Origin of the sequence: Hoeflea marina (assembly GCF_003182275.1) — a bacterium.
GTDB lineage: Bacteria > Pseudomonadota > Alphaproteobacteria > Rhizobiales > Rhizobiaceae > Hoeflea > Hoeflea marina.
The window spans coordinates 978,346-992,804 of the sequence record NZ_QGTR01000002.1 but is presented as its reverse complement, the minus strand read 5'-3'; the positions used below and the strand labels follow the sequence as shown (position 1 = coordinate 992,804).

Genomic DNA, 14,459 nt, shown 5'->3' with positions numbered 1-14,459 from the left:
GTCACTCCAGATTCTGGACCTGTTCGCGAAATTGGTCGATCACCACCTTCAAATCAAGTCCGATTGCGGTGATCGAAGCCGCATTCGACTTGGAACAGATCGTATTGGTTTCGCGGTTGAATTCCTGGGCCAGAAAATCGAGCCGGCGGCCCACCGGACCATCGCCGGCCAGCAGCGCGCGCGCGGCCTCGACATGGGCCTTGAGCCTGTCGATCTCTTCGCGCAGATCGGCGCGGGTGGCAAGCAGCGCGGCCTCCATGTGCAGCCGGTCGCGATCGAGGGACGACGACGCATCCATCAGCGCCGCCACCTGCTCGGCGAGCCTGGCTCGGATGGCGTCCGGCGAACGGGCGGGGTCCCGCTCGGCTGCGGCGGTGAGCGCCGCAATGGCATCGACCTGCCCGGAGAGCACGCGGACGAGTTCCTCGCCTTCCCGCTCGCGCATCGCCACGAGCGCGGCCACGGCGATGGTGAAGCCCTCGATGACATGGCCGTCGCGGGCCGCGCGGTCGGCATCGCTCAACTGCGGCTCGCGCAGCTCGACGATCCCCTTCATGGCCAGAATGCCGTCGAGCGAGGGGCGTCGCGCGTCGATCCTGGCGCCAAGCCTGTCGATGAGGGCGATCACCGCCTCGAGCGCCGGCTCGTTGACCACGGCCTCGATCGTCTGGCCGATGTCGCTGACGCTGAGGCTGAGCTGCACATTGCCGCGCTTGAGGACGTTGCCGGCGCTGGCCCGCAGCACCGGCTCAAGATGCTCGTAGCCCTGCGGCAGGCGAAAGCGCAGATCGAGCGCCTTGCCGTTGACCGACCGCAGCTCCCAGGCGAACCTGCAGCCGGCAACGCTTTCCTCGGCCCGCGCGAAGCCGGTCATCGACTGGATAGCCATTCTGAACTCCCCTTGCCCCGACCGGTTCCGCACCCGGTCGCTACTGTTCGGCAGGCACCACGACCTCGTCGCCGGGGGCCGTGGCCGTGTCGGCCGCCTTGGCCTCCTTGGCGCGCTGGGCGACGATCTTGCGCCACCGCGCCACATTGGAATTGTGCTCGTCCAGCGTCGCGGCGAAGGCGTGACCGCCGGTTCCGTCCGCGACGAAGTAGAGGTCCTTCGTCCTGGAGGGATTGGCGACGGCCTCCATGGCTTCGCGGCCGGGATTGGCAATCGGCGTCGGCGGCAGGCCATTGATCACATAGGTGTTGTAGGGCGTCGGCTTGTCGAGGTCCGACTGGTAGATCGGACGGTCGGCAGGCTTGCCGGCGCCGCCGAACACCCCATAGATGATCGTAGGGTCGGACTGCAGCCGCATGCCCTTTTCGAGCCGGTTGATGAAGACGCCGGCAACCAGCGGGCGCTCGTCGGCGCGGCCGGTTTCCTTCTCGACGATCGAAGCCAGGATCACCAGTTCTTCCTTGGTCTTGATCGGCAGGTTCGGATCGCGGCGCTGCCAGATCTGCTCCAGGGCGCGTTCCTGCGCACGGGTCATCTGGTCGACGATCTCCTGGCGGCTGGTGCCCCGACCGAACTTGTAGGTCTCGGGCAGCAGCGCGCCCTCTGGCGGGGCCTCCGCCGGCAGATCGCCCACCAGCAGCTCTTCTGCTGCGAGACGGTCGAGGATCTGCTGGGTGGTCTGCCCCTCGGGAACGGTGAAGGAGTGCAGGATCGACTTGCCCGAGCGCATCAGTTCCAGGATCTGCAGCATCGACGCGCCGGCCTTGATTTCATACTCGCCGGCCTTGAGGGTGTCGTCGCCAAGCCTGGCGTTGCCCGCGATCCTGAAGATGCGCTGGTTGGTGATGATGCCGCGCTGCTCGAGTCCGGTGGCGACCTCGTTGAGGCCTGCACCGTCGCGGACCATGAAGTCCGTGGTCTGGTCGAGCGGGCCCGGGCGCTCGAACTCGTTGCGTCCATAGAGGAAAATGGCCACGGCGGCGATGGTGACGAAGACCACCAGAGAGAGCAGAAAATTGAGGAAGACGACCAGCTGACTGCGGGCCCGGCGCGACCGGCGCGGCGGCTCCGGCGGCTTTTCGGGCTTGAGCGCCTGCGACGGCGACACCGGGATGATGGGTCCCTTGGCACCGCCGCGCCCGAAGGTCGCCTTGTCGGACTGGTTGCTTTCGTTCACGGATCAACCTCGCAGAATATCGTCGATGGCCCTTCTTCACCGGCCATTGTGGCGGTTTCCGGGTGCTCTGCCCCGAGACCCGCCGGCCGGAGCCGCGTCAAGCCTGATACCGGCGCAGCACCAGCGAAGCGTTGGTGCCGCCGAAGCCGAAGGAATTCGACAGGGCGACATCGATCTGGCGCTTGCGCGCCACCTTGGGCACCAGGTCGATGGCGGTCTCAACTTCCGGATCATCCAGATTGAGGGTGGGCGGCGCGATGTTATCGCGAATGGCGAGCGCGGCAAAGATGGCCTCGACCGCGCCGGCGGCGCCCAGCAGGTGGCCGATGGCGGACTTGGTCGAGGACATCGACACCTTGCCGGCCGAATTGCCCATCAGCCGTTCGGCGGCGGCCAGTTCGATCGTGTCGGCCATGGTCGAGGTGCCGTGGGCATTGATGTAGTCGATGTCGGCCGGGGTGAGACCCGCGCGCTTGAGCGCCATCTGCATGCAGCGGTAGGCACCGTCGCCGTCTTCGGCCGGAGCGGTGATGTGATAGGCGTCGCCGGACAGGCCGTAACCGACCACCTCGGCGAGAATTCGCGCGCCGCGCGCCCTGGCGTGCTCGAGTTCCTCCAGCACGACGATGCCGGCGCCCTCGCCCATGACGAAACCGTCACGGTTGCGGTCATAGGGCCGCGAGGCCATTTCCGGATCGTCGTTGTGGGTGGTGGACAGCGCCTTGCATGCGGCAAAGCCGGCCAGGCCGATGCGGCAGACGGGCGATTCGGCGCCGCCGGCAACCATCACGTCGGCGTCACCGAGCCCGATCAGCCGGGAGGCGTCGCCAATGGCGTGGGCCCCCGTCGAGCAGGCCGTCACCACCGAATGGTTGGGTCCGCGCAACTGGTGCCGGATGGAGACATGGCCCGAAATCAGGTTGATCAGGCGGCCGGGAATGAAGAACGGGGAGATCCGTCGCGGGCCCTTGTCGCGCAGGGTGTAACCCGCCTCGACGATGCCTTCGAGTCCGCCGATGCCGGAACCGATGAGAACGCCGGTGGCAATCTGGTCCTCGCGGCTCGTCGGCGCCCATCCCGCATCCGCCAGCGCCATGCTGGCCGCGGCAACGCCATAGACAATGAACTTGTCGACCTTGCGCTGTTCCTTGGGTTCCATCCAGTCGTCGGGATTGAACGCGCCTTCCACCGAGACGTCGGTGGGAATCATGCCGGCGATCTGCGCCGGCAGGTCGTCGACCGGGAACTCGGTGATGCGTCGGACGCCGCTCCGGCCCGCCAGCAGACGTGACCATGTGACTTCGGTCCCGCAGCCCAGGGGAGAAACGACACCTGTGCCGGTGATGACAACTCGCCTCATCGGTTCAGCTCCCTGCCTGCTTCGGATTGGCTGCGACCGGACCAGCGCGGCCGCCCTGCAAGGCAGGCCGGCTACCGGCGAAGTGCTTCAGCCTTCCGCCGGTTGTCCGAATATCAGGCCTGTGCCTTGGTGATGAACTTGACGGCGTCGCCGACAGTCAGGATCGTGTCGGCTGCGTCATCAGGGATTTCGACGCCGAATTCCTCTTCGAACGCCATGACCAGTTCGACCGTGTCGAGCGAGTCCGCGCCGAGATCATCGATGAAGCTTGCGCCTTCATTCACTTTTTCAGCGTCAACGCCCAGATGTTCGATGACGATTTTCTTTACGCGGTCTGCGATGTCGCTCATGTCGGATTCCTCGACCTGTTTTACATTATGCATTCCCGCCTCGTTAACGTTGCGGGCTCTGCCAATCAAGTTGTTGCGCGGTTTTAAGCGCAGGCTCGGCTACTGTCAAAGCCGAAGCTGTGGATTTCGGCATTTTCCGGCGCCATGCGCCGGCAGATGCCGCCACGCTTGGCGGTGGCGGGACGTAACACGCTTTATCGGGCGGGCAAAGCCAGAAAATGGTGTTCGTCCGCCTATTCGCCCGGGCCCCCCCGGACCTTGGGGGAAGCCGGGGCGAACCGCGTCAGATCATGGCCATACCGCCGTTGACGTGGATGGTCTGGCCGGTGACGTAGGAGGCCTCACCGGAGGCCAGATAGGCGACGGCGGACGCCACCTCGGCGCTCTGCCCCATGCGCGCCATCGGAATCGCGGACATGATCGAGGCCTGCTGCTTCTCGTTGAGCTTGCCGGTCATGGCGGATTCGATGAAGCCGGGCGCCACGCAGTTGACCGTGACATTGCGGGTGGCGATCTCCTGCGCCAGGCTCTTGGTCATGCCGACCATGCCCGCCTTGGAGGCGCAGTAGTTGGCCTGGCCGGGATTGCCGGTGATGCCGACGACCGAGGTGATGTTGATGATGCGGCCATAGCGGCGACGCATCATCGGATGGGCGAGTTCGCGGGTAAGCCGGAAGACCGAACCGAGATTGACCTCCATGACATCATCCCAGGCCTGGTCGCTCATGCGCACGAAGAGGCCGTCCCGCGTGATGCCGGCGTTGTTGACCAGGATGTCGACGCCGCCGAGCACCTCCTCGGCCTGCTTGCCGAGGGCCTGCACCTCGGCCCGGTCGGAAAGGTTGGCGGTCAGCACGTGGGTGCGCTCGCCGAGTTCGGCGGCCAGCGCCTCTAACTTCTCGCGGCGTGTTCCGTGCAGCGCCACGACGGCGCCCTGGGCGTGCAGCATGCGGGCGATTTCCTCGCCGATGCCACCGGAGGCGCCGGTGATGAGGGCCTTGCGGCCGGTCAGATCAAACATGGGTCGTCCTTTTCCAGTAGTCTCAGGCACCCTGCCCGCTCAATGTGGCCAGAAATGCGTCGATGTCGGCGGGTCCGTTGATTGCGGTCCCGGTCACGGTCTTGTCGATGCGGCGGGCAAGCCCGGTGAGCACCTTGCCGGCGCCGAGTTCGGCGACCGCGGTCACGTCATGGGCGGCGAGCCAGGCAACCGTCTCGCGCCAGCGGACCTGGCCGGTGACCTGCTCGACCAGCAGGTCGGCGATGACGGCCGGATCGGAGACCGGTTCGGCGCGCACATTGGCAATCAGCGGCACCGAAGGCGCCGACCTGGTCACCTCGGCGAGCGCAGCGCGCATGATCTCGGCGGCCGGCTGCATCAGGCTCGAATGAAACGGCGCCGAGACCGGCAGCATGATGGCGCGCTTGGCACCCCGGGCCGTCGCCAGCGCAGCCGCTGCCTCGACGGCCGCGCGCAGGCCGGAAATCACCAGCTGGCCGCCGCCATTGTCGTTGGCGATCTGGCAGGCGCCCTTGACGGAAGTCTCGGCGCAAATGGCAGCCACCTCGGCATCCTCCAGGCCGATGATCGCCGCCATGGCTCCGACGCCCGCGGGCACGGCGGCCTGCATGGCGTTGCCGCGAATGCGCAGGAGCCTTGCCGTGTCGGCGAGCGAGAACATGCCGGCGGCGCACAGCGCGGAATATTCGCCGAGCGAGTGACCGGCGACATAGCTTGCCACACGGGAGAGCGGCGCGCCCTGGGCTTCAAGAACCCGCACCACGGCCATGGAGACGGCCATCAGCGCCGGCTGGGCGTTGGCGGTCAGCGTCAACTGATCCTCCGGGCCCTCGAAGATCTGTGTCGAAAGTCTTTCGCCGAGCGCCTCGTCGACTTCTGCGAAGACCGCACGTGCCTCCGGATAGGCATCGGCGAGATCCTTGCCCATGCCCACTGTCTGGCTGCCCTGTCCGGGGAACGTGAATGCGATTGCCATCTGCGTTTCCTAGTTTCTGCTTGGGGTCTCAATTGACCGTCTCACTTCGGCTGTCAAGCTTTTGACCGGCGGCCAGCGCCACGGTCGCGGTCCATCCTGAGCGGATTGCCTCGGCGTCCCGAAGCCCTCGCGGTGCACGAATTATTTTTCGGCTGCCGGTTGGCGGGCTTGAAAGCGCCGCGATGGCGCCGCACATAGTCCTAGCCGCGCTCGGAACCAGTAGCGCCTTCCGGACCACCACGATGTCTCCCATCCCCTCTTCCCCGACGGCCGCTTCGGCCGAACGTTACCCGGCCCCTCAACGCAAGTCGGCGCTCGATGCGTTCCTGATCGCCGTTGGCGCCATCGTGCTCATCGGCACCGAGATCTGGCTTGCGGCGCTGGCGATCGCCTGGGCCGCGCACGGACTTCTCGGCCTCGGCGTGACCGGCGACATCGTCCTGGTGCTGTTGGTGGCTCCGCCGGCCCTCTGGGCGACATGGAAGGTCGCGACCATGGCGATCAGTGCCGAGAGAAACGCCGAAGAAGACTTCTGATCCCCTCCCGCCATACGGAACCATTTCATGCTGTTGCAGACTCTCTTGCTGGCCGGCGGCCTCGTGCTGCTGACGATCGGCGCCGACTTCCTTGTGCGCGGGGCGATCTCGGTCGCCAACCGCTTCGGATTGCCGCCGCTGCTGATCGGCCTGACCGTGGTCGGATTCGGCACCTCGATGCCGGAACTGCTGGTCTCCATGCAGGCGGCGCTCAGTGGCGCGCCAGCCATCGCGATCGGCAATGTGGTGGGCTCGAATACGGCCAACATCCTTCTCATTCTCGGTGTTTCCGCCGCCATATCGCCGATTGCCGCCAAGATCCCAAATCTGGGACGTGACCTGGTCATGATGCTGGTGGCGGCCGCGGTCATGCTGGGCCTCGGCTTTGCCGGCCGGGTCGGCCTGTGGAGCGGACTGGCGATGTTCCTGGGTCTTGCCGCCTATCTCGTCTATGTCTTCCTGGCCGACAGGACGAGGCCGCTCGATCAAGAGGACGGCGTCGACCTGAAGATCCGGCTGTCGGGCTGGCGGGAGGCCGTCTTCCTCGTCGGCGGGCTCGCAGGCCTGTTCATCGGCGCGCATCTGCTGATCACGTCCGCCACCGAAATCGCGCGCACCTTCGGTATTTCGGAGGCCGTCATCGGGCTGACGATCGTGGCGGTCGGCACCAGCCTGCCCGAACTCGCGACCTCGGTGGTGGCTGCGATTCGCGGCCATGCCGAAGTGGCGCTGGGCAATGTGGTGGGCTCGAACATCTTCAACATCCTGGGCATTCTCGGCCTGACCGCGATCGTCACGCCGGTGCCGATCGATGCGTCGATGGCGAGCTTCGACATTCCCCTGATGGTGGCCGTCTCGCTCGCCCTGGCGCTGCTGCTGACATGGGCGGGCAGGATCGGGCGGGCTCCCGGCTTTGCCATGGTCGCCGCCTATTCCGGCTATGTGTGGTGGCTGCTCTGAGGTTGACGATCCGTCGCGCCTGAACGGTTGCGCGACGGATCGGGAACGCTATGGTGCCGCCATCATCAGCAAGGACCTCCCCATGAAAATGAACCAGCTTGGCCGCACCGGCATCTCCGTGAGTGAAATCTGCCTCGGCACCATGACCTGGGGCGAGCAGAACACCGAGGCCGAAGGCCATGCCCAGATGGATCTTGCGGTCGGCGAAGGGATCAACTTCTTCGACACCGCCGAGATGTATTCGACCAATCCCACCCGGCCCGAGACCCAGGGCAGGACCGAGGAGATCATCGGCAGCTGGCTGGCGAAGTCGGGCAGGCGCAACGACATCGTGCTCGCCACCAAGATGAATGGCGACGGCATCAAATGGGTCCGCGACGGCGCTCCGATCAGCCGCGCCACGGTGGCCGAGGCGGTGGACGGCAGCCTGAGGCGGCTTGGCGTCGACCACATCGATCTCTACCAGCTGCACTGGCCCAACCGCGGCTCCTACTGCTTTCGCCGCAACTGGCTTTACGATCCGAGCCGGCAGCCGAAGGACGCCGCCCTCGACATCCACGACACGCTCGAAGGCCTCGGCGACGCAGTCAAGGCCGGCAAGATCCGCGCCATCGGCCTGTCCAACGAGAGCGCATGGGGGACGATGCAGTTCCTGAAATTCTCCGAGGCGCACGGCCTGCCGCGGATCGCCTCGATCCAGAACGAGTACAGCCTGCTGGCGCGGTTGTTCGACACCGACATGGCGGAAGTGGCGCACCAGGAGGATGTCGGCCTGCTCGCCTATTCGCCGCTGGCCGCCGGCATCCTCACCGGCAAGTACCAGAACGGCGCCCTGCCAGCCGGCTCGCGACGCGCGATCACTGAGAATCTCGGCGGCCGCTGGACGCAGCGGGCGGAAGCCGCCACCGATGCCTATCACGCGGTGGCGAGGAGGCACGGACTTGACCCTGTGCACATGGCTCTTGCCTTCTGCATGGCGCGCCCGTTCATGACCTCGACGATCATCGGCGCCACCTCCATCGCGCAGCTCAGAACCTGCCTCGGCGCCCGCGACGTCCGGCTCTCCGAGGCGGTCCTGGCCGATATCGACGTTGCCCACCGCGACCACGCCATGCCCTACTGAAGCGGCCGCGGGTGATGCCTGAGCGATCGGGCATCACACTTCCCCTGTCCCCGCGCGGCGGACGCCGCCGGTGGCGCAGGCTCAGGCCGAGCGACTCAGGGGCGCAGCGGTATCGCCGCCTGCCGAGGCCAGCGACCGCAGCATCGCCACATGCACCTGGTCGATCGGCTCGGGCCTGCCGAACAGGTAACCCTGGATGACGTTGCAGCCAGTGCCGCGCAGGATCTCGTGCTGCGTGACGGTCTCCACTCCCTCGGCGACCACCTTGATGCCGAGCTGGCCGGCCAGGTCGGCGACCGACCTGACGATGGACAGCGAGCGCGGATCGCGGCCGAGATTGTCGACGAAGCTCTTGTCGATCTTGAGTTCGTCCCAGTCGAACTGACGCAGATAGCCCAGCGCCGAATAGCCGGTGCCGAAGTCGTCGAGTGCGATCGAAACGCCCAGCCGCTTGAGCCGGCCGAGCATGCGCATGGCGCGGTCGGGCTCGGAGATCATCACCGATTCGGTGACCTCCAGCGTCAGCCGGCTGGCGGGGAATCCGGTTGCGGCCAGGACGTCGGCCACGGTGGCGGCGATGTCGCCGCGCAGCATCTGGCCAACCGACAGATTGACCGACACGCCGACATGGGCCGGAAAATCCCGCGCATGGCGACAGGCCGTCCAGAGAATAGCCCGGCCGAGATCGATGATCTGCGACGAGGACTCGGCGATGGGGATGAACTCGTCGGGCGAGATCCAGCCGAATTCCGGGTGGCGCCAGCGCGCCAGCGCCTCGAAGCCCACCAGTTCGCCGCTCTCGACATCCACCTGCATCTGATAGAACGGCATGATCTCCTCATTGGCGAGCGCCGACTTCATGTCGCTCTCCAGCCGCCCGCGGCGCTCGTAGTCGCAGCGCATCCGCGGCTCGAACTCGAGAACGACTCCCTTGCCCCTCGCCTTGGCGTTGCTGAGCGCCAGATCCGCGTCGAGCATCGGATTTGAAAGCGGGTCGTCGATGCGGTTGAGCAGCGACAGGCCGATGGTGGCGCCGACCACCACCGTGCTGCCGTGGATGGCGTAGGGCCTGCCCAGTTCGGCCAGAATCTCGAGCGCCATGTTCTCGTGGCCCGTGGCCGTGCTGCCGCCGCGGAGCAGCACGACGAATTCGTCGCCGCCGAATCGCGAGACCACGTTGCCCGGCCCGGCGCGCTCGACGAGCCGGCTGAGGCGATCGGCCACCGCCTTCAGCAGCGCGTCGCCCGTGGCATGCCCGAGCAGGTCATTGATCGCCTTGAAGCCGTCGAGGTCGATGGCAAGCACGGCAAGCGTTTCGGCACCGTCCGCTTCGTGCGCGAGCGCATCGTCGAAGGCATTCTTGAAAGCGAGCCTGTTGGGCAGGCCGGTCAATGTGTCGTGGTGGGCGAGATGGGCAAAATCGGCCGCGCTCTGCGTCGCGGCGCGGTGGGCGCGGGTGACCCTGCGGTTCTGGCCGCCCATGATGACGAGCAACAGTGCGCCGGCACCGATCAATCCGAGGATGAGTCTGTTCTGCAGCCGCTGCTTCTGGCGCAGTTCGTCCCGGACCGCGGCGGCCTGGGTGACCGACACAGTGTACGCGTCCGCGCCGATGCGGTCGACCACCGGCGCAATCACGTCGAGTTCGGCGACGATCCGCGACCGGACGGCGGGATCGTCGAGATCGGAAAGATCGGTCTCCACGGCCCTGAGCCGGGCGCGCATCTCGTCGAATTTCAGCCGGCGCTTGTCCGAACCGTCGAGGAATCGCTGGAAGATCCCTGAATCCCAGGTGGTCATGCGGCCATCGACGATCTGGCTGAAAAGCGCCACCTGGTCGGCGTCCGCCTGCCGACCGGTCGCGAGATAACTGGCGACCGCCTTCTGCAATTGCAGCACCTCCAGCCGGCCGGCCACCCCGGTCCAGGCGACATCATAGCGCGCCGAGCGCGCCACGGCGCTTTCCGTCTCCCCCACCATGCGGGAATGGATCACCCCGACGGCGCCGAGTGCGACGACGGCGCCGAGGGCAAAGAGCTTGAACGTGGGCAGGGGAAGCCGCATGGGACCTGACTGTGAACCGAGGTCTATTCGATGGTGATCGAACGCACCTGCCAGGCCGAGCGCGAATAGTAGACCTCTGACTTCAGCTCCGGATCGCCATCGAAGGGGTAAACCACGAAGAGCGGCCCCTTGTCGTTGACGGGCATGGGCTTGCCGTTCTGCCGGGTCGCGAGAATCACGCCGAACCGGGTGAAATCAGAGAGCGGCGCTTCGCTGCGGTAATTGTTCAGCGCCAGCATGGCCGCGGTCTCGCCGGTGGCGCCGACCTTGGCCATCAGCACCGACAACGGCACGCCCTCGAAGGTGACCGCGCCGTCGTGCCAGGGGGTGTGGGTCGTGATGGTCGACGTACCCAAGGCCTCGAGTTCGGCAAGCGTGAAATCAACGGCGGCGCCGCTGGCCACCTCGCCGTCGATGGTGAGGATGATCTTGCCGGCGTCATCGGCGGCGGCGGGAACCGGTCCGACGGCGACGACAGCGGCCAGGACCATGCTGAGAAGGATGGTGCGCATGTGCTTTCCTGTTCTGCCCGGGAAGTCCGATCCTCTCGGAAATCCTAGAATTTCGGGGTAAAATCTGAATATTAGCCTTCACACAAGTGTATGAAACGAATGTTAAGCGGACCCGGCGAATTGTTGCCGGTCGGATGATCCCGGCCGGGGTCGCCGATCCATCAGCTCGGGCAATTCGCGACGCGGGTTGGGGCCACCAGCCGCTCCGCGGCATGGGCGACCGGATCGTCCAGGGACAGCGGCAGACCCGGCCGGCAAGCGCCGCGCGCATGTGGTCGTGCGGAGCTGCCGGGGCCGCCTCCAGCACAGGCGCCTGCCGTTGGAGATTGACATTGCCGGGCCAATTCACAATCGTCACGCCGATCATTCCGATCCTAAGGAACCGTCATGCGACTCAGCGCGCCGTCCACACTCGTCTTCGTCATTTCCCTCGTCATCGCCATCGTCGGCCTGTTGGTCGGCACCGGAATGGTGGTGGGAATTTCCATTGCCTCTTTCTGGATCCTCGCCGTCGCCTATGTGGTGCTTGCCGCCGGCTGCCTGATGCGCGGCCTTTAGGCCCGCCGGACCCGATCGCGGCCGCCGCCCCGGGCCGTGGCCGCGATCAGACGCTCCGGGCCGTCCCGGTTGGGACTTGCATTGCCGCCAGAACCGCGTATAAGCCGCCCTGTTCGAACACCCGGTCTTCTGGCTGGTGGCTGAACGGGGGGTGGGCCGCATTCATGGCCCATCAGGAACCAAAGGGTTCCGGCCTCCTGTGTCTCCGCTCACGACCGTCTCGATACACGTCTTTCTTGCCCGGCCCTCGGCCGCCAGGACAAGTCGCTGGGGCTTAGCGCCGAAACCGGGTGATGTTTAATGCAGGAAAGGCAAGTCAATCATGGCTCTTTATGAACATGTCCTCCTTGCCCGACAGGACGTCTCCAGCCAGCAGGTCGAAGCCCTTGTGGAACAGTACAAGGGTGTGATCGAGGCAAACGGTGGCAAAGTCGGGCGTATCGAGCATTGGGGCCTCAAGTCCCTCACCTACCGCATCAAGAAGAACCGCAAGGCGCACTACGCGCTGATGGACATCGATGCGCCGGCGCCGGCAGTCAAGGAAATGGAACGCCAGATGGCGTTCAACGAGGACATCCTCCGTTTCATGACCGTCTCCGTGGATGCCCACGAGGAAGGCCCGTCGGCCATGCTGCAGAAGCGTGACCGCGACGACCGTCCGCGCGGCGACCGTGACGACCGTCCGCGTGGCGATCGTCCCGATCGCGGCGACCGTGGTGACCGTGGCCCGCGCCGTCCGCGCGAAGACCGCGAATAGGAGATACGACAATGGTAGACATCAACCAGATCCCGACCCGTCGTCCCTTCAATCGCCGCCGCAAGACCTGCCCGTTCTCGGGTGCAAATGCGCCGAAGATCGATTACAAGGACGTCCGCCTGCTGCAGCGCTACATTTCCGAGCGCGGCAAGATCGTTCCGTCCCGCATCACCGCCGTCAGCCAGAAGAAGCAGCGCGAACTCGCCAAGGCGATCAAGCGCGCCCGTTTCCTCGGCCTGCTGCCTTACGTGCTGAAGTAGGACTTTTAGACTTCGGGCCGGCGGTTCGCCGCCGGTCCATCGCCTTCGTGACGGGCACGATGGCGACACGACAAATCCCGGGTTGGGGCGCGGCGGAATGGTCTGCCGGATGCCTCTAACTGCTCGATGAAGCAGGACAGCGAAGCGAGACAATGCCCTTACAGACGACATCCATCCTGGTTGGCCTGCTTGCAGGACTTTCCACCGCCCTGCTGCTGGTGAGCGCCGGGATGCCCTCGCTGCTGTCGATTTTCCTTGCCGCCGCCGCGACGATGCCGGTCCTGATCGCCGGCCTCGGCTGGTCGAACCTGGCATCCGGCATCGCCGTCGTCTCGGCTGCCGCCATCGTCGCCATGGTGACCGCACCGCTGGCCGCTGGCGTGACCGCTGTGACGACGCTGCTGCCGGCTGCGTGGATGGCGCATCTGAGCAATCTCGCCCGTCCGGCCGAGGAACTGGGCGGCGAAGCGGGCGCGGTGATCTGGTATCCCCTGCCCGACATGCTGTTGCGCGCCTGTGTGGTGGTCGTGCTCGGCCTTTGCGTGCTGGGCTATGCTGTCGGCTACGGCCCCGAGCTGGTCGAGCGCATGGTCGACGCTCTGGTCAAGTCTCTTGGCGAAGGCAATGCCGAGTTCCAGCCCGGAGCGGAGGCCATCACCGAGATCAAGGGCTTCACCGCATACTTCATTCCCATCGTGCAGGGCGCCACCGGCGTCATCGTCCTGATGGCATCGCTCTATCTGGCTGCGGCGATCGTGCGCCTGTCAGGCCGCTCGAAGCGCCCGCGGGACGATGTGCCGATGCAGCTGCGGATGCCGCGCGGCGGCATCTTCGCCTTTGTCGCGGGCCTTGCCCTGACATTCGCCGGTGGCCCCCTCGCCTATGTCGGCTGGGCCATCGTCGGAGCCTTCGGCGCGGGCTTTGCGCTTGCCGGCTTTGCCATTCTGCATGCGCTCACGCGCGGCAAGCCGTGGCGCGGAATGGCCCTGTGGCTCACCTATGTCTCGGTGGTGCTGTTCACCGTGCCGCTCATCCTGTTCCTGTTTCTCGGTCTTGCCGACACGGCGCGATCGTCAGGCAGCTCAAACCAGCATCCCAGAACCTGAATTCGCAAGACAACCCAACACCTGAAAGGACCAATGTCATGGACGTCATTCTTCTTGAACGCATCGCAAAGCTCGGCCAGATGGGCGACACCGTCAAGGTGCGCGACGGCTTCGCCCGCAACTTCCTGTTGCCGCAGGGCAAGGCGCTGCGCGCCAACGCCGCCAACAAGACCCGCTTCGAAGCCCAGCGCGCGGTTCTCGAAACCCGCAACCTGGAACGCAAGGGCGAAGCCCAGCAGATTGCCGACCAGCTCCAGGGCAAGCGCTTCATCGTCGTCCGCTCGGCCGGCGAAACCGGCCAGCTCTACGGTTCGGTCGCCGCCCGCGATGTGGTCGCGGTGCTTGCCGACAACGGCTTCACCATCGGCCGCAACCAGATCGACCAGAAGGCCCCGATCAAGACCATCGGCCTGCACAAGGTCACGCTGGTCCTGCACGCTGAAGTCTCCGTCGACATCGAGTTCAACATCGCCCGCTCGGCCGACGAAGCAGAGCGCCAGGCCAAGGGCGAAGACCTGTCGTCGGCCGACGCCATCTACGGCATCGACGAGGAAGCTGCAGCCGAAGCGGCTGAAGCCGCCGAGAACGATCCCGACTACAACGACGAAGACGGCGAAGACGACAACGCCTGATCGACCCGGCCTCAGGGCCGCCGCCACTGCAACGCCCGGGCCATGGTCCGGGCGTCTTGCGTTCGAGGTCGATCGCAACGCCCCGATGCTCTTGCCGCTTCCCCCCTGCGCGCGCTTG

Annotated in this window: 16 protein-coding genes; 8 read left to right on the top strand and 8 right to left on the bottom strand. The window is 66.0% G+C overall.

Features of this window, described 5'->3' with window-relative positions; translation table 11 throughout:
- Position 1: 1 nt before the first annotated feature.
- The 6 genes from DFR52_RS11085 to fabD all read right to left on the bottom strand — a co-directional run bounded on the left by DFR52_RS11085 (position 2) and on the right by fabD (position 5,833).
- On the bottom strand, positions 2-889 hold the full coding sequence (locus DFR52_RS11085; protein ID WP_110031959.1) for a YicC/YloC family endoribonuclease: 888 nt from the start codon (positions 887-889) through the stop codon (positions 2-4).
- 40 nt (positions 890-929) lie between these two features.
- Positions 930-2,126, bottom strand: coding sequence for an endolytic transglycosylase MltG (mltG, locus tag DFR52_RS11080; protein ID WP_110031958.1), 1,197 nt, complete (start codon positions 2,124-2,126; stop codon positions 930-932).
- A gap of 97 nt (positions 2,127-2,223) precedes the next feature.
- On the bottom strand, positions 2,224-3,486 hold the full coding sequence (gene fabF / locus DFR52_RS11075) for a beta-ketoacyl-ACP synthase II (RefSeq protein ID WP_110031957.1): 1,263 nt from the start codon (positions 3,484-3,486) through the stop codon (positions 2,224-2,226).
- A 113-nt stretch (positions 3,487-3,599) separates the two neighbouring features.
- Positions 3,600-3,836 (bottom strand): acyl carrier protein, encoded by a 237-nt coding sequence (locus tag DFR52_RS11070; protein ID WP_047032512.1) that lies wholly within the window; start codon positions 3,834-3,836, stop codon positions 3,600-3,602.
- Between the two features lie 283 nt (positions 3,837-4,119).
- Complete coding sequence (gene fabG / locus DFR52_RS11065) at positions 4,120-4,857, bottom strand: 3-oxoacyl-[acyl-carrier-protein] reductase (RefSeq protein ID WP_110031956.1); 738 nt, start codon at positions 4,855-4,857, stop codon at positions 4,120-4,122.
- Between the two features lie 22 nt (positions 4,858-4,879).
- Positions 4,880-5,833, bottom strand: coding sequence for an ACP S-malonyltransferase (gene fabD, locus DFR52_RS11060; RefSeq protein WP_110031955.1), 954 nt, complete (start codon positions 5,831-5,833; stop codon positions 4,880-4,882).
- 242 nt (positions 5,834-6,075) lie between these two features.
- Here fabD and DFR52_RS11055 point away from each other — a divergent pair, with 242 nt between their 5' ends.
- The 3 genes from DFR52_RS11055 (at position 6,076) to DFR52_RS11045 (ending at position 8,452) form a co-directional block, all read left to right on the top strand.
- On the top strand, positions 6,076-6,369 hold the full coding sequence (locus DFR52_RS11055) for a hypothetical protein (protein ID WP_110031954.1): 294 nt from the start codon (positions 6,076-6,078) through the stop codon (positions 6,367-6,369).
- Positions 6,370-6,396: 27 nt separating this feature from the next.
- Positions 6,397-7,329, top strand: a complete 933-nt coding sequence (locus DFR52_RS11050; protein ID WP_110031953.1) for a calcium/sodium antiporter — start codon at positions 6,397-6,399, stop codon at positions 7,327-7,329.
- An 82-nt stretch (positions 7,330-7,411) separates the two neighbouring features.
- Positions 7,412-8,452: an aldo/keto reductase gene (locus DFR52_RS11045; protein WP_110031952.1), complete on the top strand. Its 1,041-nt coding sequence runs from the start codon at positions 7,412-7,414 to the stop codon at positions 8,450-8,452.
- An 81-nt stretch (positions 8,453-8,533) separates the two neighbouring features.
- On the opposite strand, the gene DFR52_RS11040 is transcribed toward DFR52_RS11045, so the two are convergent.
- Both DFR52_RS11040 and DFR52_RS11035 read right to left on the bottom strand, forming a co-directional pair.
- The gene (locus DFR52_RS11040) at positions 8,534-10,516 is read right to left on the bottom strand and encodes a putative bifunctional diguanylate cyclase/phosphodiesterase (protein WP_110031951.1); all 1,983 of its coding nucleotides are present in this window, start codon (positions 10,514-10,516) and stop codon (positions 8,534-8,536) included.
- A gap of 23 nt (positions 10,517-10,539) precedes the next feature.
- A complete protein-coding gene (locus DFR52_RS11035) occupies positions 10,540-11,028 on the bottom strand; it encodes a putative pterin-binding protein (protein ID WP_245415287.1) in 489 nt (162 codons plus the stop codon).
- A 387-nt stretch (positions 11,029-11,415) separates the two neighbouring features.
- Here DFR52_RS11035 and DFR52_RS24600 point away from each other — a divergent pair, with 387 nt between their 5' ends.
- The 5 genes from DFR52_RS24600 to rplI all read left to right on the top strand — a co-directional run bounded on the left by DFR52_RS24600 (position 11,416) and on the right by rplI (position 14,341).
- Entirely contained in the window at positions 11,416-11,586 is a 171-nt protein-coding gene (locus DFR52_RS24600; protein ID WP_170132251.1) for a hypothetical protein, read from the top strand.
- A 322-nt stretch (positions 11,587-11,908) separates the two neighbouring features.
- Entirely contained in the window at positions 11,909-12,343 is a 435-nt protein-coding gene (rpsF, locus tag DFR52_RS11030; protein WP_110031950.1) for a 30S ribosomal protein S6, read from the top strand.
- Between the two features lie 11 nt (positions 12,344-12,354).
- On the top strand, positions 12,355-12,603 hold the full coding sequence (gene rpsR / locus DFR52_RS11025) for a 30S ribosomal protein S18 (RefSeq protein ID WP_110031949.1): 249 nt from the start codon (positions 12,355-12,357) through the stop codon (positions 12,601-12,603).
- Between the two features lie 152 nt (positions 12,604-12,755).
- Positions 12,756-13,709 (top strand): DUF2232 domain-containing protein, encoded by a 954-nt coding sequence (locus DFR52_RS11020; RefSeq protein WP_110031948.1) that lies wholly within the window; start codon positions 12,756-12,758, stop codon positions 13,707-13,709.
- Between the two features lie 38 nt (positions 13,710-13,747).
- Complete coding sequence (rplI, locus tag DFR52_RS11015) at positions 13,748-14,341, top strand: 50S ribosomal protein L9 (protein ID WP_110031947.1); 594 nt, start codon at positions 13,748-13,750, stop codon at positions 14,339-14,341.
- Positions 14,342-14,459 lie beyond the last annotated feature (118 nt).

Excerpts from the sequence above, each read along its gene's own strand:
- DFR52_RS11085 (WP_110031959.1), bottom strand. The coding sequence starts at position 889 with ATGGCTATCCAGTCGATGACCGGCTTCGCGCGGGCCGAGGAAAGCGTT.
- fabF (WP_110031957.1), bottom strand. The coding sequence starts at position 3,486 with ATGAGGCGAGTTGTCATCACCGGCACAGGTGTCGTTTCTCCCCTGGGC.
- DFR52_RS11070 (WP_047032512.1), bottom strand. The coding sequence starts at position 3,836 with ATGAGCGACATCGCAGACCGCGTAAAGAAAATCGTCATCGAACATCTG.
- fabG (WP_110031956.1), bottom strand. The coding sequence starts at position 4,857 with ATGTTTGATCTGACCGGCCGCAAGGCCCTCATCACCGGCGCCTCCGGT.
- fabD (WP_110031955.1), bottom strand. The coding sequence starts at position 5,833 with ATGGCAATCGCATTCACGTTCCCCGGACAGGGCAGCCAGACAGTGGGC.
- DFR52_RS11055 (WP_110031954.1), top strand. The coding sequence starts at position 6,076 with ATGTCTCCCATCCCCTCTTCCCCGACGGCCGCTTCGGCCGAACGTTAC.
- DFR52_RS11050 (WP_110031953.1), top strand. The coding sequence starts at position 6,397 with ATGCTGTTGCAGACTCTCTTGCTGGCCGGCGGCCTCGTGCTGCTGACG.
- DFR52_RS11045 (WP_110031952.1), top strand. The coding sequence starts at position 7,412 with ATGAAAATGAACCAGCTTGGCCGCACCGGCATCTCCGTGAGTGAAATC.
- DFR52_RS11040 (WP_110031951.1), bottom strand. The coding sequence starts at position 10,516 with ATGCGGCTTCCCCTGCCCACGTTCAAGCTCTTTGCCCTCGGCGCCGTC.
- DFR52_RS11035 (WP_245415287.1), bottom strand. The coding sequence starts at position 11,028 with ATGCGCACCATCCTTCTCAGCATGGTCCTGGCCGCTGTCGTCGCCGTC.
- DFR52_RS24600 (WP_170132251.1), top strand. The coding sequence starts at position 11,416 with ATGCGACTCAGCGCGCCGTCCACACTCGTCTTCGTCATTTCCCTCGTC.
- rpsF (WP_110031950.1), top strand. The coding sequence starts at position 11,909 with ATGGCTCTTTATGAACATGTCCTCCTTGCCCGACAGGACGTCTCCAGC.
- rpsR (WP_110031949.1), top strand. The coding sequence starts at position 12,355 with ATGGTAGACATCAACCAGATCCCGACCCGTCGTCCCTTCAATCGCCGC.
- DFR52_RS11020 (WP_110031948.1), top strand. The coding sequence starts at position 12,756 with ATGCCCTTACAGACGACATCCATCCTGGTTGGCCTGCTTGCAGGACTT.
- rplI (WP_110031947.1), top strand. The coding sequence starts at position 13,748 with ATGGACGTCATTCTTCTTGAACGCATCGCAAAGCTCGGCCAGATGGGC.